Source organism: Rhodovulum sp. DZ06, assembly GCF_050586345.1.
In the GTDB taxonomy this organism is placed as follows: Bacteria; Pseudomonadota; Alphaproteobacteria; order Rhodobacterales; family Rhodobacteraceae; genus JBOCEF01.
In genome coordinates, this window is sequence record NZ_JBOCEF010000007.1 from 81640 (window position 1) to 107778 (window position 26139).

The following is a 26139-nucleotide window of genomic DNA, read 5'->3' on the forward strand; positions in this document are numbered from 1 at the left end:
GCCTAATTCCGACGTGTTTTCGCCCAGATTGCTTCGTACCAGACCGACAAGCGATGGCGGCCCCCCGGCCAGCTTAGTCAATCGCAAGGCGAGCGTGCCGAAGGCCCAATAAACAACAACGAGCATCCAGAGATCATGACCCGGTTGGAGAGAGAAGCGGCGGCGCTTGCGGCCCTTGGCAGCCCCGCGCGGCTGGACGTCTTCAGGCTTCTGGCCCGCCATGCCCCCCACGCGGTGCCCGCGGGCAAGATCGCCGAGGCGCTGGGGCGGCGGCCCAACACGCTGTCGGTGCAGGTCGCGGCGCTGGTCCGCGCCGGGCTGGTCGAGGGACGGCGCGAGGGCAAGTCGATCCTGTATCGCGTCGCGCCCGAACGGCTGGCCGAGCTGATGTCCTGGCTGTCCGAGGATTGCTGCGGCGGGCGCCCCGAGACCTGCGCGCCCGACGCCGCCCCCGCGGTGTTCCCCGCCCCGGCCCCGCGCCGGACCGCGCCGCTGGTGCTGTTCCTGTGCCGGACCAACGGCGCGCGCTCGATCCTGGCCGAGGCGATGGTCAACCAGCGCGCCGGGGGCAAGCTGCGCGCCGCCTCGGCCGGGGTGGAGCCCGCGGCGGCGCTGGACCCCGAGACGGTCGAGATCCTGTCGCGCATGGGCGCGGACCCCGCGGATTACGCCCCGAAATCGGTGCAGTCGCTGGGCGGCGAGGGCGGCGCGGCGCCGGCCTTCGTGCTCACGCTCTGCGACGCGGCGGCGAATGCGGACCTGCATGTCAGCGGCGGGCGGCCCTACCGGTCGCACTGGCCGATCCCGGACCCCGCGGGCGTACGCGATGCCGCATGGCGGCGCGACGCTTTCCGGCAGGCCGCGGATGAGATATCCACCCGCGTGAACGCCCTGCTCGCGCTCGACCTGGGCGCGCTTGCGCCGCCGCAGTTCCAGGACGCGATCGACCGGATCGGCATGACCGGCTGATCCGGGCGCGGACCGGGAAAGGCGGGCGGCGCCGGACAGACGGAGACACGCCATGTCCACGCCCGCCGCTTCCATCCCCCCCGCCCATGGCCCCGTTCCAACCCAGCGCATCGCCGTGATCGGCCTCGGGCGCATGGGCAAGCTGTTCCTGCGCGCCGCCTTCGACGCGGCGGCGGAAGGGCGCGGGATCGGCGAGATCGTGCTGGTCAGCGACCGCGACGGGACCGCCGCGGACCACGCGCATCTCCTCGAATTCGACACCGTCCAGCGCCAGTGGAGTCCCTGCTGGGCCGAGGGCGACACCATCCACGCGGGCGGCGGCGCCATGCGCTTCGTGCGCGCCGGATCGGTCGAAGACCTGCCCCTGGACGGCATCGACCTGGTGGTGGAATGCACCGGCGCGCGCAAGGACGCGGGCGCCCTTCAGCCCTATTGGGACGCCGGGGTGCCGCGGGCGCTCGTCTCGGCCCCCGTCAAGGATGGCGGTGCGCTGAACATCGCCTATGGCGTGAACCACGGCCTCTATGACCCGGCGCAGCACCGGCTGGTGACGGCGGCGAGCTGCACGACCAACTGCCTCGCCCCCGTGGTCAAGGTGCTGCACGAGGCCTTCGGCATCCGCCACGGCAGCTTCACCACCATCCATGACGTGACCAACACGCAGGTGATCGTGGATCGCTGGCACAAGGACCTGCGCCGGGCGCGCGGGGCGACGGCGGCGCTGATCCCCACCACCTCCGGCTCGGCCAAGGCCATCGGCGCGATCTTCCCCGAGCTGAACGGCCGCCTCCATGGCCACGCGGTCCGCGTGCCGCTGACCACCGGCTCGCTCACCGACTGCGCCTTCGAGCTGGCGCGCGAAGCGGATGGCGAGGAGATCAACGCCGCCTTCCGCGCCGCCGCGACGGACGGGCCGCTGGCGGGGATCCTCGGGCTCGAGGACCGGCCGCTGGTGAGCACGGATTTCTGCGGCGACGCGCGCAGCGCCATCGTCGACGGACCCTCGACCTTCGTGATCGGCGGGACCCAGGCCAAGATCTACGCCTGGTACGACAATGAATGGGGCTATGTGAACCGCATGGTCGACATCGCCCGGATGATGGGCGCGGGCCGGTGAGCACGCCGGGTTCGGGGCCGCGTCCGGCGCGCCCCGCGGGGCTCGGGGCCTATGTCACCGTCACCGCGGCCTACTGGGCCTTCATGCTGTCGGACGGCGCCTTGCGGATGCTGGCGCTGCTGCATTTCCACGAGGAAGGCTTCACCGCCACGCAGCTCGCCTGGCTGTTCCTTCTGTACGAGGTGGCCGGGATCGTCACCAACCTCTCGGCCGGGTGGCTGGCGGCGCGGTTCGGGCTGACGCGCACACTTTATGCCGGGCTGGGGCTGCAGATCGTGGCGCTGGCGCTGCTGGCGCGGATGGACCCGGGCTGGGGCGTCACCGCCTCGGTCGCCTACGTGATGGGCGTGCAGGGGCTGTCGGGGGTGGCCAAGGACCTCTCGAAAATGTCCTCGAAATCGGCGGTCAAGCTGCTGGCCCCCGAGGGCGCGCTGTTCGGCTGGGTGGCGGCGCTGACGGGGTCCAAGAACGCGGTGAAGGGCCTCGGCTTCGGCCTCGGGGCGCTGCTGCTGGGCGTGCTGGGGTTCGAGGGCGCGCTCTGGGCCATGGCCGGGGTGCTGGCGGCGATCCTGGCGGGCTGCGCGGCGCTGATGCCGCCGGGGCTGCCGCGCGGCTCGGCCAAGGCGAAGTTCAGGGAGGTGTTCAGCAAGGATCCCAACGTCAACCGGCTGTCGCTGGCGCGTGTGTTCCTGTTCGCGGCGCGGGACGCGTGGTTCGTGGTGGGGGTCCCGGTCTGGTTCGCCTCGGCCCTGTCGGACGGAACGCCCGAGGGCGCGCGCGAGGCGTTCTTCATCACCGGCGGCTTCATGTCGGCCTGGGTGATCGCCTACGGCGCGGTGCAGGCCGCGGCCCCGAAGCTGCTGCGGGCGAAGGCGCGAGGTCTGGCGGAGGTCTCCGGCCTCGCCTGGGGCTGGGCGGCGGGGCTGGCGGCGGTGCTGGCGCCGATGGCGGCGGCGGCGGTCGTGTTCGGCGAGGGCGCGGGCTTCGCGGTCCCGCTGGCGCTGGGGCTGATGGGGTTCGGAGCGGTCTTCGCGGTGAACTCCTCGCTCCACTCCTACCTGATCCTGGCCTTCAGCTCGGCCGGGCGGGTGACGATGGACGTGGGCTTCTACTACATGTCCAACGCCGCGGGGCGGCTGCTGGGGACGGTGGCCTCGGGGGTGTCCTACCAGCTCGGCGGGCTGGCCGGGTGCCTCGGCTGCGCGGCGCTGCTGGCGGGGCTGAGCGCGCTGGCCGCAAGGCGGCTGCGGGCGGGCGACAGCGCGGTGGGCTGAGGCGCGCGCGCCGGGGACGAGAAACGGGCGCGCCGGTCCCCCGGCGCGCCCGTTTTCAGTTTCGGACCAGGCTTGCGCCCCTGCCCCGCGCCCGGCCGCGCACAGCCTGGCGCGAGGGCCGGCGCAAGGCCCGGGATCAGCCGCCGAAGGCGCGGCGCAGAGTTTCCTGCGCCATCTCGGACTGGAGCGCCCACATCGTCGCCCAGGGCGCGGCGAACATGGTCATCATGTTCTGCATGGTCTGCATATCCGCGCCGGCGGCGCCGAACCCGAACACGTCGGACGTGTTGACCTTCGCGTCAGGTTTGCACATCGGACCGAACATCATCTCATCACCCCTTGCTGCTTCTTCACCTCGGAGAAACCATCGTTCGCAGGCTTAGGATCCTGCGAAACATCGTTTCCTTATCATGCAAAGAGTTTGTGACAGGTTTCCAGCGCTGAAACAAGACGATCGACTTCGCCTTTAGTATTATACAAACCGAAAGAAGCCCGGCAGGTTGCGGTCACGCCAAGATGCTCCATCAGCGGTTGCGCGCAATGATGACCGGCCCGCACCGCGACGCCTTTACGGTCGACGACGGTCGAGATGTCATGGGCGTGGCCCGCGCCTTCGATGGTGAAGCTGAAGATCGCCCCCTTGCCCGGCGCGTTGCCCTGGACGTTGAGCCAGTTGAGCCCCGCGAACCGCTCCTGCGCATAGTCCCGCAGCGACGCCTCGTGCGCGGCGATGTTCTCCATCCCCAGGTCGGTCATGTAGTCGAGCGCGGCGCCGAGGCCGATGGTCTGCACGATGCCCGGGGTCCCGGCCTCGAACTTCAGCGGCGGGTCGGCATAGGCGATGACGTCGCGCGACACCTCGCGGATCATGTCGCCGCCGCCGAGGAAGGGGCGCATCTTCTCCATCACCTCGGCCCGGGCATAGAGCGCGCCCGACCCGGTGGGACCGTAAAGCTTGTGCCCGGTGATGGCGTAGAAATCGCAGCCGAGATCGACCATGTTCACCGGCATGTGCACGGCGCCCTGCGAGCCGTCGATGACCGTCGTGATGCCGCGCTTGCGGGCCTCGGCGCAGACCGCCTTCACGTCCACGGCCGTCCCCAGCACGTTCGACATGTGCGTGAGCGCGATCATCTTCGTCTTCGGCCCGATCGCGTCGATCACCTTCTGCGCCGGAAGGCTGCCGTCGGCATCCGGCTCGACCCATTTCAGCACGACGCCCTGGCGTTCGCGCAGGAAATGCCAGGGCACGATGTTGGCGTGATGCTCCATGACCGAGAGCAGGATCTCGTCCCCCTCGGACAGGTTCGGCGCGGCGTATGCGTAGGAGATCAGGTTCATCGCCTCGGTCGAGCCCGAGGTGAAGATGATCTCGTCCTCCGACGCGGCCCCGAGGAATTTCGCCACCTTGCCGCGCACCGCCTCGTAATTCTCGGTCGCGAGGTTCGACAGGTAGTGCAGGCCGCGATGCACGTTGGCGTATTCCATCGAATAGGCCTGGGTGATCGCGTCGATCACCACCTGCGGCTTCTGGGCCGAGGCGCCGTTGTCGAGATAGACCAGCGGAACCCCGTGCACTTCGCGCGACAGGATCGGGAAATCGCCGCGAACGGCCTCGACGTCGTACATCGCGTCTTCTCCAGTCAAGAACTTCAGGCGGCGGCGCCCGCGGGCGCCTCGACGCCCACCAGCAGGCTCAGCACCAGCTGCGCCACCATGCCGAGCGCCATGAACCCCAGGAACACCGCCAGCAGGACGGGGCCGAGCCGCTTGAACCCGTGCGCCTCGGCCAGCATCGAGGCATAAATCCAGACCAGCAGGCCGACCGAGAGCGGCAGCAGCAGCACCAGCAGCGTCGCCTCCTGCGACAGGGCGGCATGGACGGCGAGGATCTGCACCGGCGACAGCACCGCCTGCAGCAGCAGGTGCCAGCCCGAGAGGACGGCGATCTGCTCGCGCGTCGCGCGGCCGCCGAACTTGGCGCCGATCTCGTGCGCGCCGACGCTCATCAGCAGAAGCTGCAGCATCTGCAGCCCCATGTGGACGGTCAGCGCGAAGCCGCCCGTCGCCTCGGCCTTGCCGGTGAAGGCCCAGGACACGCCCTTCTCGGCCGCCCACTGGATGCACAGCGCCAGCACGGCCATGTGCACCGCGTCCCGCACCGTCGCCCCGCGGCCCAGGAGCGTGCGGGCGCTGGCGCGCGGATTGGTGAAGCCAAGGCGGAGATTGTCGAGGAACGCGATCAGCACGAGCGGTCATTTCCCGGGTTGGGACAAGGGGATGGCCCCGCATCTGGGGCCTGCGGGCGCCCCGGCGCAAGGGCCGGGGCGCGGCCGCGTCGTCACGCCGCCGAGAGCAGCATCGGGATCATCGCGAAGACGCCGACCACCACCAGCGCCACCAGCGCGGTGTAGACGAGGCCGAGCACGAAGCGCTTGCGGTCGGCCCGCATCGCGCCCCAGTCCTCGGCCGCGCGGTAGAACGACACCAGCACCCACAGCCCCGCCGCGGCGGCGAGGATGTCGAGCACGTCGCCCAGCACCGTCAGCCCGGCGAGGGCGGCGGGCAGCGCCAGCATCTCCTGCACCAGCATCACCGGCAGCATCACCAGCGCGAACCAGAACCACACCACCCGGTGCCCGCCATAGGAGAGCTTGCCGCCCATGGCCCGGATCGCGGCGCCGACAAGGGCCGAGATCCCGTACCACAGCAGCGGCGCGAGGGTGACGGAGGTGGCGAAGGCGATGCCCGGCATCGCCTCGCCGCCCATCCCCGGCAGCAGCATCTCGCCCGGGACCGCGACCACGCCATGCACGGCGAGCGCGATCATCAGCCAGGCGAAAACCTGCGGCTCGGAAGGGTTTGCGTCCAGTTCTTCACGCACCGAACCACCCAGGTCGCCCCAGGCCCGCAGGGCCCGGGGGATCATCAGCGGCCGGCGCGCCCGCGCAGGATCGGCGGCGGCGTCGCTCACGCCTCGGCCTCCAGCGCCTCGACCAGCGCCTCGTCCACGCCCACGCCGCCGAGCGCCCAGTGGGCGATGCGGTCGCGCATGATGTCGGCGAGAGCCTCGTCCTCGATCTCCTCCAGCGCCTCGGCGAGGAAGGCGAGCACGATCATGCCCTGCGCGGCCTCGAGCGGCACCCCGCGCGAGCGCAGGTAGAACAGCGCCGTCTCGTCCGCCGCGCCGACGGTGGAGCCGTGGGAGCAGGCGACGTCGTCGGCATAGATCTCGAGCTCGGGCTTGGAGTCGAACTCGCCGTCTTCGGTCAGGAGGAGGGCCTGGGAGATCTGGTAGCCGTCGGTCTTCTGCGCGTCCTCGATCACGTGGATCTTGCCCTGGAACACGCCGCGGGCGCCGTTCTTGAGGACCTTCTTGTAGACCTGACGGCTCTCGCAGTTCACCGCGTCATGGGTGACGAAGACGGTGTCGTCATGGACCACGTCGCCGTCGATCAGGCAGGCGCCCGCGACATGCGCCAGCGCGTCGTCGCCATTGAGGCGGATGACATGCTCGTTGCGCGTCAGCTCGCCCTGGACCGAGAGCGTGAAGCTCTTGTACGCGCAGTCCTTTTCGAGGCGGGCGAAGACCGACGCGTTGGTCAGCCGGTCGTTCGCCGGACCCTGCGCGCGGACATGGTTGAAACCGGCGCCTTCGCCGAGGTCCACTTCCATGCAGGTGTTGGCGCGGGCGCCGGCGGCGCCCTGTTCGAGCACCGTCACCTTCGCGCCGGGCTCGACCCGGATCACGTGGTGGATCATCGCCTCGACCGCGGCGCCCGTGCGGCGCTGGTCGATCAGCACCGGGCGCGCGGCTTCGCCGACAGCCCGGATGCAAACACCTTCCCAGGCGGTCGCGGTGTTGAGCGCGGCAAGCGGGCGCGGGGTGCGGCCATGCTCGCCGCCCTCGATCACGCCGAACACCGAGGACGCCCAGTGGATATCCGCCGAGAGCGCGTCGGAGAGCAGCGAGATTTCCAGCCCCTCGACTTCAAGCGCATCCGAAAGATCGGCCCGGAACACCCCGTCGACAAACACGAATCTCGCCGCATCCACGCCGTTGAACGCGTCCGATTCCAGCGCCGAGGCGGCCTCGGCCAGCGCGGTCAGCTTGGTGGGGTTGGTGTATTTCCAGTACTCGTCGCGGCGGCCCGGGGCGCCCATGGCGCGCAGGCGCGCGGCGGCCTCGGCGCGCGCCGCATCGGCCCAGGCCGAGGCGGGCGCGGGGACGTGACGGGCGAGAAGCTCCTCCGCCAGCTCCTGCTTCGCGGCGGCCATTTTCGCGGGAACGGCCATGCTCACGCCTCCTCGAGCAGATCGGCGTAGCCGTTGTTCTCGACCTCGAGCGCCAGCTCGGGGCCGCCGGTCTTGATGATCCGGCCATTGGCCATGATGTGCACCACGTCGGGTTTGATGTGGTCGAGCAGGCGCTGGTAGTGGGTGATGACGAGGAAGCCGCGGCCCTCGTCGCGCAGCGCGTTCACGCCCTCGGAGACCAGCTTCATCGCGTCGACGTCGAGGCCGGAATCGGTCTCGTCGAGGATGCAGAGCTTCGGCTCCAGCACCGCCATCTGCAGGATCTCGTTGCGCTTCTTCTCACCGCCCGAGAAGCCGACGTTCACCGCGCGCTTGAGCATTTCGGGACCCATCTTCAGGGTCTTCGCCTTCTCGCGCACGAACTTGAGGAAATCGGCCGAGGACATCTCCGCCTCGCCGCGCGCCTTCTTCTGGCTGTTCAGCGCGGTGCGCAGGAAGGTCATGTTGCCCACCCCGGGGATCTCCACCGGGTACTGCATGGCCAGGAACAGGCCGGCGGCGGCGCGCTCCTCGGGGTCCTGGTCCAGCAGGTCCTCGCCCAGCAGGGTGGCGGAGCCGTCGGTGACGTCGTAGCCGTCGCGGCCCGCGAGGACATAGGACAGCGTGGACTTGCCGGAGCCGTTCGGGCCCATGATGGCGTGCACCTTGCCCGCCTCGACGGTCAGGTCGACGCCCTTGAGGATCTGCTTGTCCTCTTCCTCAAGCTTCACGTGCAGGTTCTTGATCTCGAGCATGTCGCATCCTTGGATCTGCCCCGCGCCGGGCGCGGGTGATGTCACGGGTTGGGGCAATACGCCCCGTGTTCTCAGCCCCTTGCGGGGCGTTGTTCAGATATCGGGCGAGGTGCTGACCGCGGTCCCGGAGACCGAGACCATCATCATGGAGCCGTCGCCCCCGACCACCTCGTAGTCGATGTCGATGCCCACCACGGCGTCGCCGCCAAGCGCGCGGGCCTGGTCCTCGATCTCGCCGAAGGCCTCGATCCGGGCGGCCTTGAAGCTGCCCTCGAAGGCGCTCGCCCGGCCGCCGATGATGTCGGTGATGCCGGCGAAGAAGTCCTTCACGATGTTCGCGCCCATGATCGCCTCGCCCACGACCACGCCGTGATAGGCGGTGATCCTGCGGCCCTGGAGGCTGTCGGTGGTGGTCATGATCATCACGGGAACCCTCCGGTCAGATGAAGATGAATGCGAGGGGGCCGAGCCAGCCGACCGCCACGATGGCGAGGACCGCCCCCAGGAAATAGAGCCAGACCGCCGCCCACCGCCACTTGTAGAGGAAGCGGCCGACCAGCAGCAGGATCGGCGTGAACGCCAGGCACAGCAGCGGCACGCCGATGGCGAAGAGCGCGGCCTCGGGCCCGTTCGGGTCCTCGGCCATCTCCACCATCCGCAGGATGACGTCGACATCATCCGGCCCCGCGCCGTCGTCGCGCGCCGCCGAAAGCCCCGCCATCACCGCGCCGGTGGAAACGGCGCCGAGGCCGATCCCCCACCGGTTCGCCGCCTTGGCGCCCCGGTAGGTGTCGTGGAGTTCGCCGTAGCGTTCCTTGCGGAAGCCCTTGGACGACTTGTCCTTCTTGAAGTCGGACAGATCGTAGGGATCCTCGGCCTTCGCCGGACCCTCGGCCGCCCGCTCCTCGGCGGCGCGGGCCTGGATCCGGGCCAGGCGATCCTTGAAATCGTCGTCCGACATGTCCCTCGGCGCCTCCGATCCCTGCGGCGATCCCGGTCAGCCGGTCAGCCGACCGAGCCTTCGAGGCTGATCGCGACGAGGCTCTGCGCCTCCATCGCGAATTCCATCGGCAGGGCCTGCAGGACCTCCTTGCAGAAGCCGTTGACCACCAGCGCCACCGCCTCTTCCTCGCCGATCCCGCGGGAGCGGAGGTAGAAAAGCTGGTCGTCGGCGATCTTCGAGGTCGTCGCCTCGTGCTCGACCTTCGAGGAGTGGTTGCGGCACTCGATATACGGCACCGTGTGGGCGCCGCAGGCGTCGCCGATCAGCAGGCTGTCGCACTGGGTGAAGTTGCGCGACCCGGTCGCCTTGGGGTGGATGGCCACCTGCCCGCGATAGGTGTTCTGCGCCTTGCCCGCCGAAATGCCCTTGGAGACGATCCGCGACTTGGTGTTCTTGCCGAGGTGGATCATCTTGGTGCCGGTGTCGGCCTGCTGGTAGTTGTTGGCGATGGCGATCGAATAGAACTCGCCCTGGCTGTCATTGCCGCGCAGGATGCAGGACGGGTACTTCCAGGTGACGGCCGAGCCGGTCTCGACCTGCGTCCACATCACCTTCGAACGATCCCCGCGGCAGTCGGCGCGCTTGGTGACGAAGTTGTAGATGCCGCCCTTGCCGTTCTCGTCGCCCGGGAACCAGTTCTGGACGGTGGAGTACTTCACCTCCGCGTCCTCGAGCGCCACGATTTCGACCACGGCCGCGTGCAGCTGGTTGGTGTCGCGCTGCGGCGCGGTGCAGCCTTCGAGATAGGAGACATAGGCCCCCTTGTCGACGACGATCAGCGTGCGCTCGAACTGGCCGGTGTTCTCCGCGTTGATGCGGAAATAGGTGGACAGTTCCATCGGGCAGCGGACGCCCTCGGGGACGTAGACGAAGGACCCGTCCGAGAACACGGCCGAGTTGAGCGTGGCGTAGAAGTTGTCGGAGGCCGGGACGACCGAGCCGAGATACTTCTTCACCAGCTCGGGATGCTCGCGCACCGCTTCCGAGATCGAACAGAAGATCACGCCCGCCTTGGCGAGTTCATCCTTGAAGGTGGTGCCGACGGAGACGGAGTCGAAAACCGCGTCCACCGCGACCTTGCGCCCTTCGGAGGGCGCGGCCTCGGCGCCCTCGACGCCCGCAAGGATCATCTGCTCGCGCAGCGGGATCCCGAGCTTCTCGTAGGTGCGCAGCAGTTCGGGGTCCACCTCGTCCAGCGACTTGGGCTTCTCGGCGAAGCTCTTGGGCTGGGCGTAGTAATACTGGTCCTGGAAGTCGATCTTCGGGTAGTGGACCATCGCCCATTCGGGCTCGTCCATCTCCAGCCAGCGCTTGTAGGCCGCGAGACGCCACTCGAGCATCCACTCCGGCTCGCCCTTCTTGGCCGAGATCAGGCGCACGATGTCCTCGTTCAGGCCCTTGGGCGCGAACTCGGTCTCCACCTCGGTCTCGAAGCCGTACTTGTAGCGTTCGGCCATCGAGCGCACCGCGTCGATGGTTTCCTGCTCCACGCCGTCCTTGACGTTGTCGAGAGCCGTCATGTGGGTCTCCTTAGCCTGTGCGCTGGCGTCACGGGGCGCCGCGCAGATCAGTTGATTTGTCAGTCGCTTACGCCGCAGTCTTCGCGCGGCGCTTGAATTCCGAAAGCCAGGCGGCGGCGAAGCGGGACATGTCCGCCCCCGTCACCCCCGGCCCGATCGACACCCGCAGCGCGCAGGCGCCGAGGCCGGGCTCCACGCCCATGGCCGAGAGCGCCCCGATGGGCCGCGCCTTGCCCGAGGAGCACGCCGCCCCGGCCGAGACGGCGAAGCCCGCGAGGTCCATCTGCATCACCTGCGTCTCGCCCCGCCAGCCGGGGGCCAGCAGCAGCGTGGTGTTGGGCAGGCGCTCCGCCCCGCGGCCCACGATGGATACGCCCGGGGCCTCGGAAAGGATCATCTCCTCGAAGGCGTCGCGCACGGCGCGCACCTCCTCCCAGGCGCCGGAGGCGAGGTCGCGCGCGGCGGCCTCGGCGGCGGCGCCCATCCCGGCGATGCCGGCGAGGTTCTCGGTGCCGGATCGCCGGCCCATCTCCTGCCCGCCGCCGGGCATGGAGAGGTGCACGCCCGCGCGCAGGATCAGCGCGCCGACGCCCTTGGGGCCGCCGAACTTGTGGCCCGAGACGACGGCGCTGTCCTGGACGCGGCCGTCGAAGGCGAAGGGGATGCGGCCCGCGGCCTGGGTCGCGTCGCAGAAGAACACCGGCTTCTCGGGCGTCACCGCCTGCAGCACCCCGGTTTCGGAGTTCGCGGCCTGGAGCGCGACGCGGCCGCGTTCGGCCCCGCGGATGGCGCGGCCCTCGGCGTCCACCGCCAGCATCTCGGTGCCCGTCAGGCGGCCCAGGTGGGCGGCGACGGCGGGGTGCTCGAGCCCCGCGCCGATCAGGTCCGGGATGTCCGAGAGGCGCAGCGCCGCGGCCTCGGTGGCGCCGGAGGTGAAGATCACCTCCGCGGGCGCGCAGCCGACGAGGGCCGCGACCTGCTCGCGCGCCGTCTCGACCAGCGCGCGGGCGCGCCGCCCCTCGGCATGGACCGAGGAGGGGTTGCCGAGCACATCGAGCGCCGCGACCGCGGCGGCCCGCGCCTCGGGGCGCAGGGGCGCGCTGGCGTTCCAGTCGAGATAGAGCCGACCCGTCACGGCGTGCGCTCCAGGTCCGCCTCGTCCTCCGCCTCGAGCAGCGAGGAGAAATCGGGCACCGCCGGGCACGGCTGCATCTTGTCGGCCACGACGTCGGCCAGCGTGGTGCGGGCCAGGAACACGTGGACATGGGCCGAGAGCTGCTCCCACAGGTTGTGCGTCAGGCACCCGGCGCGGCTGCCGCCGCAGCCCTGGCCGATTCGCCCGTCGCAGCCCATGGCGTTCAGGCGCTCGTCCACCGCGCTCATCACCTCGGCGATGGAGATCTGCCCGGCGGGACGCGCCAGCCGGTAGCCGCCGCCGGGTCCGCGCACGCTGTCCACCAGCCCCGCGCGGCGCAGGCGGACGAAGAGCTGTTCGAGATAGGAGAGCGAGATGTTCTGCCGCTCGGAAATTTCCGAAAGCGAAACAAGGAGATCGCCCTGCCCGCCCGCCGCCGCGCCCTGCAGCGCGATGTCCGAGAGCGCGGTGACGGCGTAGCGGCCCTTGGTGCTCAGCTTCATCGCGACCTCCGACTTCCGGCGTTGCGCGGGCCGCCCGGGGCCCCGCGGCGCGCGCATCCCGCGCACGCGTGCACATTCATACCGGCCGTCACAGTTGACGGACGCCCGGCCCTCGCTTACCTGCGCTGGGCGGCAGCTGCGCCGCCCGGCCTGTTTGGAACTGTTCTAAGTTACCCGACCAAACCAGTCAAGCAATCCCGGAAACCGTTTCCCGGGAGGCCGCCGCAGCCCCCAGACCGCATGGGGACAGCCGCCAATGCAAGAAGGAGACGCGCGCGCATGCCCGAGGTGATCTTTCCCGGCCCCGACGGACGGCTCGAGGGCCGCTACCACCCGCAGAAGGCCAAGGACGCCCCCGTCGCGCTGATCCTGCATCCGCACCCGCAGTTCGGCGGGACGATGAACAACAAGGTCGTCTACAACCTGCACTACGCCTTCCACCGGCTGGGCTTTTCCGTGCTGCGGTTCAACTTCCGCGGCGTGGGGCGCAGCCAGGGCGAGTTCGACCAGGGCATCGGCGAGCTGTCGGACGCGGCCGCCGCGCTTGACCACCTGCAGGCGATGAACCCGAACGCCAAGACCACCTGGGTGGCCGGCTTCAGCTTCGGCGCCTGGATCGGGATGCAGCTGCTGATGCGCCGCCCCGAGATCTCGGGCTTCGTGTCGGTGGCGCCGCCGGCGAACATGTACGATTTCAGCTTCCTCGCGCCCTGCCCCTCCTCGGGGATCATCGTCAACGGCGCCGCGGACCGCGTCGCCCCGGCGGCGGACGTGCAGAAGCTGGTCGACAAGCTGCACCAGCAGAAGGGCATCACCATCACCCACGAGGTGATGCCGGGCGCGAGCCATTTCTTCGAGAAGCAGCTCGAGGAGATGATCTCCATGGTCGAGGGTTACGTAAAGACCCGCATGGACGACGAATACCCGGCGCTCTGAGCGCCGGGGGTCGAGAGGGGAAAGGGCGGTCCGGTCGGGCCGCCCTTTCGCGTTTCACGAAGCGGAGGGCGCGCGGATGGTCGCGGCATTGGGACTGATCGTCATCGGGTGTTTCTACGCCCTGGGCCTCGTGATCGGGCGGGCGCTGGGGGCGCGGCGGCTGCGCTGGTCGCTGGGCTTCGGCCTCGGGGTTCCGGCGCTGGGCTTCGCGGCGATGGCCCTCGGGCTGTGGCAGGGCGAGATCGTGCTGGCGGTGTTCATGGCGCTGGCGATGGTGGTCGCGCCGCTCGGCCTCGGCCTCGCCTGCGGCGGCGCGCTGGCCTGGCGGCGCGCGGCGCGGTAGCGCGCGGCCAGGCAGCGCAGGCGGTCAGGGCCGGGCGAGCCGCCCCCCCGGCGTCGGCCCCGCAACGCCCGTCGTTCCCGGCGCCGAGAGCGGCAGGCCCCGCACCACCCGCGCGGCGAGCCAGGCGAAGCACTGCGCCTCGAGCATGTCGCCGTCGAGCCCCGCCTCTTCCACCGCCTGCACCGGGGCCTCGACGCGCTCGGCCAGCATCGCCATCAGCGCAGCGTTCCGCCGCCCCCCGCCGCAGACCAGCCAGCGCGAGACGGGGGCGGGGAAATGGTCCTGCGCCGCCGCCGCCATGCGGGCGGAAAGCGCGGTGAGGGTTGCGGCGCCGTCTTCCAGCGACAGCCCCTCGGCCGATGCGGCGGCCTGGGCGAAATCGTTGCGGTCGAGGGATTTGGGCGGGCGGCGCCCGAGATAGGCGCGCACGGAATTGGCCTTGAACACCCCCTCGTGCACCTTGCCCGCGGCGGCGTGGCGGCCGTCCGGGTCGTGCGGCAGCCCGGCCTGGCGGCGCATCCAGTCATCCACCGGCGCGTTGGCGGGGCCGGTGTCGAAGGCCAGCAGCGCGCCCGGCGCCTCGGGGCCATCCGCCTGCGGATCCGCCCAGGTGACGTTGCCCACCCCGCCGAGGTTGAGGAACGCCACCGGCCCCGGCGCGCCGATCCTGCGCGCCAGCGCCCAGTGGAAGAACGGCGCCAGCGGCGCGCCCTGCCCGCCCGCCGTCATGTCGGCCGAGCGAAAATCCCAGGCCACGGGTCGGCGCAGCGCCTTCGCCAGCGCGGCGCCGTCCCCGAGCTGCCAGGTCCAGCCCTCATCCGGCGCGTGCGCCACCGTCTGGCCGTGATAGCCCACAAGGGCCGCATCGGGCGCGGCCGGGGCGGCCAGAAGCGCGGCGCAGGCGGCGGCATGGGCGGCGTCGACCTCTGCGCCCGCCGCGGCGACCAGCGCAGGGTCGCCCCCGGCGCGCAGGCGCAAGCCGTCCGCGTGGACGGAGCGGGCGGCGGCCATGGAGCCCTTGGGGTAAGCGGAGAACAGCGACGGGCCGAAGCCCGTGATCTCCTCGCCATCCGTCAGCACCAGGGCGGCGTCCACGCCGTCCATCGCGGTGCCGGACATCAGCCCGAGGCACCAGTCCGGGCCGCTCTCGAACGCCTCGCGCAAAGCCTCCGTCACGCCTTCCATAGCGCCTTCCCCTTGCGTCTTGGCCCCGCACGGGGCATTCACGCCCCCGGCCGACATCGCCCTCAAGGACTCCGGACATGACCTACACGCCGAAATCCGAATTCCTCGCCACCGTGATCGCGCGCGGATTCTACAATGACTGCACCGATCTGGAAGGCCTCGACCAGGCCCTGCTGAGCGGGGTCGTCCCGGGCTATATCGGCTATGACGCCACGGCGAAATCCCTTCATGTCGGGCACCTGCTCAACATCATGATGCTGCGCTGGCTGCAGAAGACCGGGCACCAGCCGATCACCCTGATGGGCGGCGGCACCACCAAGGTCGGGGACCCGTCCTTCCGCTCGGACGAGCGGCCGCTGCTGACCCCCGACGCCATCGACGCCAACATCGCGTCGATGAAGCAGGTCTTCGCGCGCTACCTCGACTATGGCGAGGGCGACAACGGCGCGCTGATGCTCAACAACGCCGAGTGGCTGGACCATCTCAACTACCTCGAGTTCCTGCGCGACATCGGCCGGCATTTCAGCGTCAACCGGATGCTGTCGTTTGAATCGGTGAAATCGCGCCTCGACCGCGACCAGTCGCTGAGCTTCCTCGAGTTCAACTACATGATCCTGCAGGCCTATGACTTCATGGAGCAGAACCGCCGCTATGGCTGCGTGCTGCAGATGGGCGGCTCGGACCAGTGGGGGAACATCGTCAACGGGGTCGAGCTGACGCGCCGCGTCGACGGGAACAAGGTCTGGGGCCTGACCACGCCGCTGCTGACCACCTCGGACGGCAAGAAGATGGGCAAATCGCAGGGCGGCGCGATGTGGCTGAACGCCGACATGCTCTCGCCCTATGACTTCTGGCAGTTCTGGCGCAACACCACCGACGCCGACACCGGCAAGTTCCTGAAGCTCTATACCGAGCTTCCGGTGGAGGAATGCGACCGGCTCGGCGCCCTCGGCGGCTCCGAGATCAACGAGGCGAAGATCATCCTGGCCGACGAGGTCACCGCGATGCTGCACGGGCGCGAGGCGGCGGAAGCGGCCAAGCGGACGGCGCGCGAGGTGTTCGAGCAGGGCGGCGCCGGGGGCGACCTGCCGCGGCTGGAGCTGGCCGCGGGGGATCTCGCCGATGGCGGGATTTCGTTCGCGCAGCTGCTGGTGCGCGCGGGGCTGGCCCCGTCGGGCAAGGAGGCCAAGCGCATCATCCAGGGCGGCGGCGCCAAGGCGGGGGACGAGGCGATCACCGATCCGGGCCGCATGTTCACCGAGGCTGATTTCGCCGGGGGGCTGAAGCTGTCCTCGGGCAAGAAGAAGCACGCCATCGCCGAGCTGGGCTGACCTGCCCGAAGCGAGTGACGGACAACGCCCGCGCCGGGGGACCGGCGCGGGCGTTGTCGCGTTCGGCGCGGCGCCCGGCGCCCCTCAGCGCTCGAAAAGCCGCTCGGTCGGCGGCGGCGGCGCGGGCGCCGGTCGGGCCGGGGCGGGCTGGGGCGTCGGCGCCTCGCCCCCCGCGCGCGCAGGGGCCTGCGCCGCCGGGGCGGGCGCGGCGCGCCCCTCGAACACCCCGCGCAGCGCGCCGGGGGTCAGCGCCGACAGCGGGTTGGCGGTCAGCTTCGGATCGCCGCTGGCGCCGGTCAGGGTGAAGGTCACGCCCAGCAGCCCCTCGCCCTTGCCGCCCAGCAGCGCGCCGAGCAGCGGCACCTCGTTCAGGATCCCGTTGATCGCGTAGGCGGGCGACATCACCCCGGCCATGTCGAGCCGGTCCTCCGCCTTCCACCAGTCGCCCGAGAGCGTGACGCCAAGGCTCGGGCCCCGCGCCAGCGCGTCGGTGACGGTCAGCCTGGTCCCGTCCCAGCGGAACGGCGCCTCGATGCGCGAGAGCAGCAGCGCGCCGCCGCCCGCGGTCTCGAACACGCCGGTGATGGACGCGGCGGCCAGCGCCCGCACGGTGGAGGAGTCGCCGCGCAGCGACATCCCCTCGATCACCGCGCGGCCCTCCACCACCCCGTCCCCGGAGGGCGGGCGCAGGCGGGCGTCGGCGCGCAGCGCGCCGCCCGCGCCCGCCTCGAACCCCGCCGCCTCGCGCAGCAGCGCCCCGGCGTCGGAGGAGGCCAGCGCCAGCGTCGCCGCATCGCCCCCCGCGGGCGCGTCATACTCCACCTGCAGCGGCGCGGCGCCGCCGAGCGCGCCCGTCAGCGTCGCCTTCAGCCCCCCGGCGGCCGAGGCGGAGAACGCCGCCCGCCCGCCATGCAGCGCCAGGCTCTCGGTCAGGCGCAGCCGCTCGGCCGTCGCCTCGCCGGTCAGCGCGCCGCCGCCGCCGCCGGCCTCCCCGTCCCCGCCGCCGAGGGCCGAGAGGTCCAGCAGCGCGCCCTCGAAGCGCAGCGAGGCGGGGGCCCCGGCGATATAGCTCGCCGCCCCTTCCACCGTGCCGTCGATGGACACCCGGTCGAGCCGGGCGTTGCGCAGCGCGCCGTCCCCGCCCAGCGTCGCGGCGCCGGAGAGCGCGAGGCCCGGCGCATCGACCTTGAGCGAGCGCAGCTCGATGGTCTCGCCGATCCGCAGCCGCGCCTCGGCCGAGGCGGCGACCCCCGCGGCCTTGCCCCAGGCGGGGCGCGCCAGGCGCAGCGCGGCGCCGGTCAGGTCCACGCTTGCGCGCACATCCACCGGGCCGCTCCGGGGGACCGCGATGACCGCGCGCATCCGCCCGCGCCCCTCGGGGATCGAGAGCGCGTCGATCCCGGCGCGCTCCAGCAGCGCCGGGCCGAACGGGCCGGCGGCGGTGACCAGGGTGGGCGGGGCGCCGTCTTCAGGGCTGAAGGTCTCGGTCCAGGCGGCGCTGATGGGCATGCCGTCGAGCGCGCCCGAGGCGGTGAGCTCGAGCCGCGAGGTATCGGCCTTCAGCTCCGCCCGCGCGGCGTTGGCGGGCAGCTGGATGCCGGGGACGACCAGCGACAGCCCCTCGATCTGCGCCGCCGTGCTGACCTCCACCGCATCGATGGAGACATCGGCCAGCAGCGGCAGCGACAGCTCGGCGGTCAGCGTCGCGGCGCCGTCCACCGGGCCGAGATCCGCCCCGAGCCGGGAGATGAGCCCGAGGGGCGGCGAATCGATCACCGCCATCACGTCCGACACCGCCCCGGCGGCGGTGATGTAGGCGAAGCCCTCGGGGATCTGCGCCTCCACGTCCGGGATCACGAAGCGCGAGCCGTCCATGGCGATGGCGACGCCGCCCTCGGGGGTGACGACCGCCTCGTCCACCGCGATCTCGAAGCGCCCCGTGCCGTCCGCGGGCAGGATCACCGCCCCCGCCCCGCGCGCGCCGGTCAGGGCGGGAAGCCCCTGCACCGGGGTCGCGGTCACGTCGTGGAAGTCGAAATCGAGCCGCCCCTCGAACCCGCCGTCGGCGCCGAAATCGGCCGCGAAGACGAGGGTGTCGAGCACGCCGCCGAGGATGTTGGTCACCACCCAGTCGCGGGCGCCGGGCGCGAGGCCGACGGGCCAGTGCGGCCCCAGCGCCGCGGCTGGGACCGGGCGTTCGGCGGCGGCGCGCAGGCTGCCCGACCAGCCGCCCGGCCCCCGGCGCGCCCCGCCCGAGGCGGCGAAGACGAGGTCCCCCGTCTCGATCCGCGCCTCGTCGAGGGTCAGCGCCATGCGGTCCCGCTCGAACCGCCCTTCGACCCGGCCCGGGCCGAAGGACATCGGCGCGGCGAAGCCCGCCTCGGACCCCAGCTCCAGCGCCGCGAGGTCGAGCGACAGGCGCGCGGCGTCGGGGCGCCCGTCGGCATCGCGTTCGACCACGCCGCCGCCCGAAAGGTCGACGCGCCCCAGCCCGCCCTCGATCACCGCGCGGCGCAGCTCCAGCCGGTCATCGTCCGGGTGCAGCTCCAGCTCCAGCCGGGCGGAGGAAAGCCGCCCGGCATCGCCGTCGATCCCCGCGACCCGCCCCGCGCCGGCCACCAGCGACGCCTCGGCCGCGCGCACGGCCCCGGCATCGGTCAGCCGGGCGCGGATCTCGCCCGAGAGCGGCGCCTCGAGCGCGGCGAGCACGGCGAGTTCGGGCAGCGCCGCGGCCAGCGCCGGGCCGCCAGCGCCGTCGGCGATCTTCAGCTCCACCGCCGTCTCGCCGGTCCCGAAGCCGCGGGCGGCGTCGATCCGCAGCCAGGGCGGCGCGGCGGGGTCGGCGGCGGTCAGCGTCGCGGTCAGCCCCTCCGCCCCGCGGGCGACGTGCAGCTGCACCCCCTCGGCGGTCCAGGTGCGCTTCGACACCCGGTCCTCGAAGACCAGCCGCATGTCGCGGCTCGCCAGCGCCGCGAGCCGCCCGAACGGGCCCTGCGCGGCTTCCGCCGCGCGCAGCACGGCGGCGAGGCCGAGCGGCGGCGCGGCGCCCGCGTCGGCGGGGTCGGGATGCGGGCCCATGTCGGTCTCGGCGAAGCCCACGCCGCCCATCAGCGCGCCGTCGGCGCCGCGCACCAGCGTCAGCTCCATGCCCGAAACGGTGACGCTGGTCGGCGCCACGCGCCCCTCCAGCAGGTCGGCGAGGTGAAAGCGCAGCGCCGCGGCGGGCACTGAGACCCGCGCCCCGGTCTCGGCGACGCGCACCACCAGCCCCTCGGCGCGCAGGCCCGGCGGCAGGTCGGCGCGGCTGAGATCCAGCGTCAGGTCGGCGACGGAGACGGACAGGCCCGGGGCCTCCGCCTCGATCCGCGCGGCGGCGTAGCGCGCCAGCCCGCCGAGCGAGACCGGCCCGACCGCGAGCCGCGCCGACAGCACCGCCGCCAGCGCCACGAAGGCGAGCGAGAGCGCGATCACGAGGCTGCCGAGCCGCCGCAGCAGCCAGCGCAGCGTCAGCCCCCCGGTCCCGAGCCCATGCTTCGCCCGGGGGCGGCGGCGAAGCCGTGCGGCGATCGCCTTCCTGCGCTGCAGCCGCCGGGTCATGCCGCGCCCCCGGCCGCGCCCCCGACCGCGCCCCTGTGCGCAGGCGCGCGCGAGGCGCGCGCGACGCGGTCAGGCCTTGATCCGGCGAAGGGCGGCATATCTTCTCGTGAGCTCCAGCGGCTGGCCCCGGCGCGTCCGGCGCGCCCGCCCGCCCGATCCTAACTGTCCGCACCGCAAAGGAGAAGCGCCCGTGACCAACGACGCCGTGAAGGCCGGAGACGCCGCCCCCGATTTCGACCTGCCCCGCGACGGCGGCGGCCGCGTGTCCCTGGCCGACCTGAAGGGGCGCAAGGCGGTCCTCTATTTCTACCCGCGCGACGACACCCCGGGCTGCACGAAGGAGGCGATCGCCTTCACCGGCCTTGCGGCCGAGTTCGAGGCGGCGGGCTGCGCGGTCTTCGGCATCTCCAAGGACGGGGTGGCCAAGCACGACAAGTTCAAGACCAAGCATGAGCTCGGGGTCACGCTGCTGTCCGATGAAGAGGACGGGATGTGCGAGGCCTACGGCGTCTGGGGCGAGAAGAAGATGTACGGCAAGACGTTCATGGGGATCGAGCGCGCGACCTTCCTGCTCGACGCCGAGGGCAAGGTGGCCCGGGTCTGGCGCAAGGTGAAGGTGCCGGGCCATGCCGAGGAGGTGCTGGAGGCCGCGAAGGCGCTCTGACCCCTCCGGCCCCCCGGGGCTTGGCGCCGCGCGGGCGGGCGGCCATAGTGCCCCCGCCCGCCGCCGAGGAGCCCCCGCCATGCATGTCTGGATGCCCGTGATCCGCACCGGGACCGGGGCCGAGGTCTGGGCCGACCAGCTGGCCGAGGGGCTGCGCGCGCGCGGCCACGCGGTGACGCTGGACAAGGTCCCGCACCGGTTCCAGTACGCGCCCTGGCTCTCGGGGCTGCGCGCCCCCGCGGGGGCGGACGTGACCCTCGCCAATTCCTGGAGCGCGGCGGCCTTCGCGCGCCCCGCGCCGCTGGCGGTGGTGGTGCATCACGTGGTCCACGACCCGGCGATGCGCGCCTTCAAATCCCCCGCGCAGCGCATCTTCCACGCCGGGTTCGTGCGGCCGATGGAGCGCGCCGCCCTGCGCGCCGCCGCGAAGGTCATCGCGGTGAGCGAGAGCACCGCGGCGGCGCTGCGCGCGCATCTTCTGCCCGTGCCGGTGGAGGTGGCGCTGAACGGCGTCGACACCGGGTTCTTCACGCCTGCCCCCGGGGCGGACGCCCCGCGCGCGCCGGGGCCGATGCGGCTGCTCTCGGTTGGAAAGCCGAGCCGCCGCAAGGGGTTCGACGTGACCGCGGCGATCATGGCGCGGCTCGGCGACCGGGCCGAGCTGACCATCGTCGGCGGCGGCGCCCCCGAGATCGCGCCGCCCCCGGGCGCCCGGCGCCTCGGGCGGGTCGATGCCGAGGGGCTGCGCGACGCCTATCGCGCCGCCGACTTCCTGCTGTTCCCCTCGCGCCAGGAGGGGTTCGGGCTGGTGGCGGCCGAGGCGATGGCCTGCGGCACCCCCGTGCTGTGCCTGTCGGGCGGCGCGGTGGAGGAGGTGGCGGCCCCGCCCGCCTGCGGCATCGCCGTTCCGCCCGCGCGGGCCGAGGACCTGGGCGACGCCGCGCTGGCGGCGCTGGCCGACGCGCCCGCCCATGCCGCGATGCGCCGGGCGGCGCGGGCGCGGGCGGTGGAGGCCTTCGACGCCGGGCGCTGGCTGACGCAGATGGAGCGGATCCTGGCCGCGGCCGCCGCGACGCGCTGAGCCGGCCGCGGCGCGGGTCACGCGCCGACGAGGGCCAGCGTCTCCCGCGCGCAGCGGGACCAGTCGAACCGGGCCGCCGCGGCGTCGCGCGCCCGGGCGCGCAGCGCGGCGCGGGACGCGGGCGGAAGGGCGGCGATCCGCGTGATCTCCGCCGCCCAGGCCGGGCCGTCGCCGGGGGGAAGCAACGTCCCCGTCTCGCCCTCGATCACCGAACTTGCGAAGCCCTCGAGCCGCGGGGCGAGCACGATCCCCCCCGCCGCCGCGGCCTCTGCGGCGACGAGGCCGAACCCCTCGACATGCCCCTGCCCGGCGGCGAGATTGGGGACCGCCACCACCGTCGCGGCGGCCATCCGCGCCCACAGCTCCTCTTGCGGCAGGGCCCCGAGGAAGACGACCCGGGGATGCGCCAGCGCGGCCGCCTCGGCCTTGTCCCAGGCCGTTCCGGCGACGGCGAGCGGCAGGTCCGCGGGCAGGTGCGGCAGCACCTCCTGCACGAACCAGGACAGGCCCTTGCGGCGCACGAGGCGGCCGGCGAACAGGATCTCGCGCCGCTCGGGCGGGGCCGGGTCCGGCGCGCGGGCGCGGACCCCGAGGGGGATGATCCCGACATGATCGAAGCCGAGGGCGCGGGTCAGCACCGCGGTGGCCCCGGAATTGGCGGCGACGGCGAAGGGGCCGGGCGCGGCGGCGGCGAGGGCGCGGGCGCCGCGGCGCATATAGGCGCCGTAGGCCCGGCCGGGCGCGGTCGGGCGGGCGGCGAAGGCCGCGTCGGTGCCGTGGGCCGAGAGCAGCAGCGCCGGCCGCGCGCCGCCGCGCCGCGCCGCCCGCAGCGCCAGCGCGGCCAGCGGCCAGATCGCGAGGTCGCCGGTGAAGACGAGATCCCAGCGCCCGGCCCCGAGGGCGAGCCGCCGCGCCTGCCCCAGCCCGAAGCCGAGGATCGCGGCCGCCCCCGGCGCGCCGCCATCGGCGCGGCCCGGCAGGGCGCGCAGGTCGACCTCGTGCCCGAGGCGGCGGAATTCGGCCGACATCTCCTGGCTGTAGATCTCCATCCCGCCCATGGCGGGGGCCCATTTGCGGGTCAGGAACAGGATGCGCATGGGCGGCGGTCTTTGCGGCAGGCAGGGACGAGGGAGCGGCGCCGGGGCGTCCGCCCGCACCCTGCCACGAAACCGGCCGCGAAGGCGAGCGGCGCGCACCCGCCGAGGCCCGGCGCGACGGGACGCCCCGCGCCGGAGGACGCCCGCATCCGGCGCGGGAAAAGGCCCCGCGCGGGAGGAGGCCTGCATCCAGCGCGGAAGGACGCCGGGGCGCCGCCATCCGCGGGCCGCGCCGCCGGGCCCCGCTTTGCCGGGCCCCGCTTTCCGGACGGGCCGCACCCCGGGGCGCAGGCGCCGCGGCGTCGCCCGGTCGGGTCCCCGGCCCGGTCCCGCCCGGCGCGGGCGGCCGTCCCCGTCGGCGCGGGGCTCAAGGCGCGCGCCGCCCGTCAGCCCCCGGCGAGGCTGCGGGCCGACCCGACGAAATTCACCGCCGGGGCCAGCGCGTTGAGTACCCGGATCCAGCGCACCGCGGGCGCGTCGGTGACATAGACCGTGTCGCCGTCGCGCAGCTGGAAGGCGCCGGCGGTGAACATGCCCCCGGGCCGGGTCAGGTCCAGCAGGTACGCCGTGCGCACCGGCGCCTCGCCCGCGGGCGGGGTCGCCCCCGCCGCCGCCGCGACGGCGCGGGCGGTCGGCCCGGCCTCGGTGCGGAACACGAAGATGCCGGTCGGATCGCCCGCGGCCGGGTCGAGCCCGGCCAGCAGCCCCAGCGCCTCGAGCGCCGTGACCTCGGGCGCCGGGAACGGCACCAGCTGCGGGGCGGAGACGGCGCCGAGCCCGGTGAAGGCGCGCCGGTCGCGGTCCACGATCACCGCGTCGCCGGGGCGCAGGGCCACGTTCAGGGCCGGGTCCTCGTAGATCTCGCGCAGCCAGACCTTCCCCGATTCGGCGCCGCGGCGCAGGGTGATCTGCAGCGTCGCGGGTTCCTTCACCGGGCCGAGCGCGGCGGCGAGCATGCCCAGGATCCGGCCCGTGTCGCGGGTGATGGCGCGCACCCCGCCCTGCGCCACCTCGCCCAGCACCAGCGCCGCGCGCTCGCCCTCGGGCGCCGCGCCGGGGGTGGGCGCAGGGCGGCTGATCTCGACCTGCGGATCGCGGGTCAGCGCGCCGAGGCGGCTCGAGAGACTGGCGCGCACGCGGTCGAGCGAGCGGCCCGCGGCGGGGACATGCCCGGCATAGGGCACGAAGATGCGCCCCGCCTCGTCGACCTGCACCTCGAAATCCGAGGCGCGCGGGCCGTCGCCGGCGGAGTAGACGCCGCGATCGACACTCTCCCAGATCCGCAGGCGCAGGCGTTCGCCGCGCGCGATCAGCGCATGGGGCATCGCCTCCGCGGCGAGAAAAGAGTCCGGAAAGCGCCGGCGCGGCGGCGGCGCGGCGGCGCGGGCCACGGCGTCGGTGACATGGACCAGCGCGAACCCGTCCTCGCCCGCCAGCGGCGGGGCCGCGATCTCCCCCGGCGTCGGGCCGCCGCGGGGCGTGGCGCAGGCCGCCAGGACCAGCGCGAGAAGGGTGAGGAGCGCCCCCCTCATCGCGCCAGGGCCCGGGCGTAGGGATCGCGCCGGGCCAGCATCGCCTCGATCACCGGGCCGATGGCGCGGGCGCGGCCCTCGGGCGTGTAGAAATCCCCCTCGAACTGGCTCGAGGCCACGAGGAAGCGGCGGAAGGCGCGCACGGCCTCCATGTCCGGGGCAAGCGGGGCCGCGAAGAAGGCGGCGGGCGGCTGGGTCGAGACGAGGCCGGGGCGCACGAAGACCGCCTCGCCCATCGCGCGCACGGGAAGGCCGCGCAGAAGCGCGGCCTGGGCGGCGGTGGAATTGACGGTGACGGCGGAAACGGCCTTGTCGAGCATCGGGCCGAGGGGGCCGCGTTCGACGAAGACCACCCGTCCCGCGACGCCGTGGCGGCGGGCGGCGCGGGCGGCGGCGCGGGCCAGCCGCTCGCGCCCCGTTTCGAACGGGTGGGCCTTGAACACCAGCGGCAGGCCCGAGAGCCCGCCCTCGGCCGCGGCGTAGTCGGCGACGATCCGCTCCACCACCGCGGCGACGTCCGGGAAGCGCGAATGGGCGCGCAGCGAGCTGTCGGCCCCGAGCTGCAGCAGCGCGAGGTGGTGGCCCGGCGCATCCGGCGCCAGCAGCGGGGCCAGCGCCCGGCGCGCGCGGTGCGCCATCAGCGGCCAGGTCAGGCCGCGGCGCAGGTAGGCCCGCGCCTCGCACCAGCCGGTCAGCGGCATGTGCGGCGCCTGGCGCGGCCAGCGGGTCCAGGGCGCGGCGGCGGCGAGGCGCACCCGCGCGTGGTAGCGCACCCCGTGCAGCGCATGGGCGCGCGCGGCGCCCCAGCCATCCTCGAACAGCGCCTCGGGGGCGGGCCCGGCGGCGCGCACGGCGCGGATCATCTCCTCGACCGGGACCTTGAGGATGTTGGAATTGCCGTTCACGCCGTCGCGCTCATAGGTGATCCAGCGCGGGCGGATATAGCCTTCCTCGAAGCAATGCACCCGCAGCCCCAGCGCGCGGCCCAAGCGGCGGGCGACGGCGTGGAACGGGCGGGTGTCGCCGTAAAGGACGAGATCGGTGGCGGCGCGCTCCCGGATCCAGCGGCCGAGGCGCAGCTCGAACTCCGCGAAGGGGGCGTCGAAGCGCAGCAGCGGGCCGGGATCGGCCCCGCCTTGCAGCCGCCAGCAGGCCGCGTCGCCCGCGTTGAAGGCGATGCGCGCGACATCGGCCCCGCGGGCGCGCAGCGCGAGGGCGAGCTCGGCCAGGAACGGGCCGTGCGGGCCCTGGAGGAGCAGGAAGCTGCGCCCGGAAGCGTCGCCGCGATGCTCCGCGTCCCCGGCGCCGGGCGCGCCCCGGCGGCCCGTTGCGGCGCGCGGCGGCGTTGGCGGCGGCGGCGGCGGGGGGCCGGAGGCCGGGCCGCGCAGCCGCGCCTCGGGCGCAGCGGCCCGCGCCGCCGACGCGGCATGGGCGGCGGCGCGGGGGGCCGCGCGGTCCAGGGGCATGATGGCGATGGGCTCGCCCCCGGCGAGGCCGGACGGCGTGCGCAGCGGCGCGCCCGTGCGCGGGGCGCGGCCGAGACGGCGCAGCGCGTCGCGCACGCCCATGCCCGGCGGCGCGCCATGCGGCGGCGCCGGGGACGGCGCGCCCGCCCCCGCTCCGGGCTCAGCCGCGGCGGCGTCCATGCGCCGCCTCAGTTCGGACCCTTCCACGCTTCGTCTCTCCCACGCTGCGCGGCGCTTCGGCCGCCATCGCTGATATTCGTGGCGGAGATCCTCCGCCGCCGCGTCGCATCACGTGGGCTCGCCCGCAGACTTTACCGCCTTCGGCGGCGCTGCCG

The 26139-nt window shown here is 73.1% G+C and carries 24 protein-coding genes; 8 read left to right on the top strand and 16 right to left on the bottom strand.

Translation table 11 applies throughout. The annotated features are described in order from the left end of the window. Positions 1 to 135 precede the first annotated feature (135 nt). Genes ACQ5SO_RS05215 through arsJ form a run of 3 tightly spaced genes read left to right on the top strand, consistent with a single transcriptional unit; the run spans position 136 to position 3360 of the window. Entirely contained in the window at positions 136 to 969 is an 834-nt protein-coding gene (locus ACQ5SO_RS05215; RefSeq protein ID WP_430940516.1) for a metalloregulator ArsR/SmtB family transcription factor, read from the top strand. 52 nt (positions 970 to 1021) lie between these two features. Further along, on the top strand, positions 1022 to 2086 hold the full coding sequence (locus ACQ5SO_RS05220; protein ID WP_430940517.1) for an ArsJ-associated glyceraldehyde-3-phosphate dehydrogenase: 1065 nt from the start codon (positions 1022 to 1024) through the stop codon (positions 2084 to 2086). Continuing rightward, positions 2083 to 3360 (top strand): organoarsenical effux MFS transporter ArsJ, encoded by a 1278-nt coding sequence (gene arsJ / locus ACQ5SO_RS05225; RefSeq protein ID WP_430940518.1) that lies wholly within the window; start codon positions 2083 to 2085, stop codon positions 3358 to 3360. Before ACQ5SO_RS05220 ends, arsJ begins: the two co-directional genes overlap by 4 nt. 136 nt (positions 3361 to 3496) lie before the next feature. On the opposite strand, the gene ACQ5SO_RS05230 is transcribed toward arsJ, so the two are convergent. The 11 genes from ACQ5SO_RS05230 to ACQ5SO_RS05280 form a co-directional block, all read right to left on the bottom strand. Beyond that, complete coding sequence (locus tag ACQ5SO_RS05230) at positions 3497 to 3673, bottom strand: hypothetical protein (protein ID WP_430940519.1); 177 nt, start codon at positions 3671 to 3673, stop codon at positions 3497 to 3499. A 95-nt stretch (positions 3674 to 3768) separates the two neighbouring features. Then, positions 3769 to 4989, bottom strand: a complete 1221-nt coding sequence (locus ACQ5SO_RS05235; protein ID WP_430940520.1) for a cysteine desulfurase — start codon at positions 4987 to 4989, stop codon at positions 3769 to 3771. Positions 4990 to 5012: 23 nt separating this feature from the next. Then, positions 5013 to 5609, bottom strand: coding sequence for a hypothetical protein (locus ACQ5SO_RS05240; RefSeq protein ID WP_430940521.1), 597 nt, complete (start codon positions 5607 to 5609; stop codon positions 5013 to 5015). Positions 5610 to 5701: 92 nt separating this feature from the next. Continuing rightward, complete coding sequence (locus ACQ5SO_RS05245) at positions 5702 to 6334, bottom strand: hypothetical protein (RefSeq protein WP_430940522.1); 633 nt, start codon at positions 6332 to 6334, stop codon at positions 5702 to 5704. Next, complete coding sequence (sufD, locus tag ACQ5SO_RS05250) at positions 6331 to 7656, bottom strand: Fe-S cluster assembly protein SufD (protein WP_430940523.1); 1326 nt, start codon at positions 7654 to 7656, stop codon at positions 6331 to 6333. The genes ACQ5SO_RS05245 and sufD overlap by 4 nt, the downstream gene beginning before the upstream one ends. A gap of 2 nt (positions 7657 to 7658) precedes the next feature. Then, positions 7659 to 8411, bottom strand: coding sequence for a Fe-S cluster assembly ATPase SufC (sufC, locus tag ACQ5SO_RS05255; protein ID WP_430940524.1), 753 nt, complete (start codon positions 8409 to 8411; stop codon positions 7659 to 7661). Positions 8412 to 8504: 93 nt separating this feature from the next. Then, the gene (locus ACQ5SO_RS05260) at positions 8505 to 8834 is read right to left on the bottom strand and encodes a heavy metal-binding domain-containing protein (RefSeq protein WP_430940525.1); all 330 of its coding nucleotides are present in this window, start codon (positions 8832 to 8834) and stop codon (positions 8505 to 8507) included. A 16-nt stretch (positions 8835 to 8850) separates the two neighbouring features. Beyond that, entirely contained in the window at positions 8851 to 9372 is a 522-nt protein-coding gene (locus ACQ5SO_RS05265; protein WP_430940526.1) for a hypothetical protein, read from the bottom strand. Positions 9373 to 9416: 44 nt separating this feature from the next. Further along, positions 9417 to 10934, bottom strand: a complete 1518-nt coding sequence (gene sufB, locus ACQ5SO_RS05270; RefSeq protein WP_430940527.1) for a Fe-S cluster assembly protein SufB — start codon at positions 10932 to 10934, stop codon at positions 9417 to 9419. A 67-nt stretch (positions 10935 to 11001) separates the two neighbouring features. Beyond that, positions 11002 to 12069: a cysteine desulfurase family protein gene (locus ACQ5SO_RS05275; RefSeq protein WP_430940528.1), complete on the bottom strand. Its 1068-nt coding sequence runs from the start codon at positions 12067 to 12069 to the stop codon at positions 11002 to 11004. After that, positions 12066 to 12572, bottom strand: coding sequence for an Rrf2 family transcriptional regulator (locus tag ACQ5SO_RS05280; protein ID WP_430940529.1), 507 nt, complete (start codon positions 12570 to 12572; stop codon positions 12066 to 12068). The genes ACQ5SO_RS05275 and ACQ5SO_RS05280 overlap by 4 nt, the downstream gene beginning before the upstream one ends. Positions 12573 to 12851: 279 nt before the next feature. On the opposite strand from ACQ5SO_RS05280, the gene ACQ5SO_RS05285 reads away from it, so the two are divergent. Together ACQ5SO_RS05285 and ACQ5SO_RS05290 are read left to right on the top strand one after the other, a co-directional pair. Then, a complete protein-coding gene (locus tag ACQ5SO_RS05285) occupies positions 12852 to 13508 on the top strand; it encodes an alpha/beta hydrolase (protein ID WP_430940530.1) in 657 nt (218 codons plus the stop codon). A gap of 76 nt (positions 13509 to 13584) precedes the next feature. Beyond that, complete coding sequence (locus tag ACQ5SO_RS05290) at positions 13585 to 13851, top strand: hypothetical protein (RefSeq protein WP_430940531.1); 267 nt, start codon at positions 13585 to 13587, stop codon at positions 13849 to 13851. 24 nt (positions 13852 to 13875) lie between these two features. Here the strand turns inward: ACQ5SO_RS05290 and ACQ5SO_RS05295 are convergent, their stop codons facing one another. After that, on the bottom strand, positions 13876 to 15036 hold the full coding sequence (locus ACQ5SO_RS05295; protein ID WP_430940532.1) for an anhydro-N-acetylmuramic acid kinase: 1161 nt from the start codon (positions 15034 to 15036) through the stop codon (positions 13876 to 13878). Positions 15037 to 15113: 77 nt separating this feature from the next. On the opposite strand from ACQ5SO_RS05295, the gene tyrS reads away from it, so the two are divergent. After that, complete coding sequence (gene tyrS, locus ACQ5SO_RS05300; protein ID WP_430940533.1) at positions 15114 to 16367, top strand: tyrosine--tRNA ligase; 1254 nt, start codon at positions 15114 to 15116, stop codon at positions 16365 to 16367. Positions 16368 to 16451: 84 nt separating this feature from the next. Here the strand turns inward: tyrS and ACQ5SO_RS05305 are convergent, their stop codons facing one another. Beyond that, positions 16452 to 19964 carry a hypothetical protein gene (locus ACQ5SO_RS05305; protein ID WP_430940534.1) on the bottom strand — a complete coding sequence of 1171 codons (3513 nt, stop codon included), beginning with the start codon at positions 19962 to 19964 and terminating at the stop codon, positions 16452 to 16454. Between the two features lie 190 nt (positions 19965 to 20154). Between ACQ5SO_RS05305 and bcp the strand changes: the two genes are divergently transcribed. Both bcp and ACQ5SO_RS05315 read left to right on the top strand, forming a co-directional pair. Continuing rightward, positions 20155 to 20628: a thioredoxin-dependent thiol peroxidase gene (gene bcp / locus ACQ5SO_RS05310; RefSeq protein WP_430940535.1), complete on the top strand. Its 474-nt coding sequence runs from the start codon at positions 20155 to 20157 to the stop codon at positions 20626 to 20628. Positions 20629 to 20707: 79 nt separating this feature from the next. Next, positions 20708 to 21709, top strand: a complete 1002-nt coding sequence (locus ACQ5SO_RS05315) for a glycosyltransferase family 4 protein (protein ID WP_430940536.1) — start codon at positions 20708 to 20710, stop codon at positions 21707 to 21709. Positions 21710 to 21726: 17 nt separating this feature from the next. On the opposite strand, the gene ACQ5SO_RS05320 is transcribed toward ACQ5SO_RS05315, so the two are convergent. The 3 genes from ACQ5SO_RS05320 to ACQ5SO_RS05330 all read right to left on the bottom strand — a co-directional run bounded on the left by ACQ5SO_RS05320 (position 21727) and on the right by ACQ5SO_RS05330 (position 26011). Further along, positions 21727 to 22806 (bottom strand): glycosyltransferase family 4 protein, encoded by a 1080-nt coding sequence (locus tag ACQ5SO_RS05320; protein ID WP_430940537.1) that lies wholly within the window; start codon positions 22804 to 22806, stop codon positions 21727 to 21729. 386 nt (positions 22807 to 23192) lie between these two features. Further along, positions 23193 to 24338, bottom strand: coding sequence for a polysaccharide biosynthesis/export family protein (locus ACQ5SO_RS05325; protein WP_430940538.1), 1146 nt, complete (start codon positions 24336 to 24338; stop codon positions 23193 to 23195). Beyond that, the gene (locus ACQ5SO_RS05330; protein WP_430940539.1) at positions 24335 to 26011 is read right to left on the bottom strand and encodes a capsule biosynthesis protein CapA; all 1677 of its coding nucleotides are present in this window, start codon (positions 26009 to 26011) and stop codon (positions 24335 to 24337) included. Before ACQ5SO_RS05330 ends, ACQ5SO_RS05325 begins: the two co-directional genes overlap by 4 nt. Positions 26012 to 26139 lie beyond the last annotated feature (128 nt).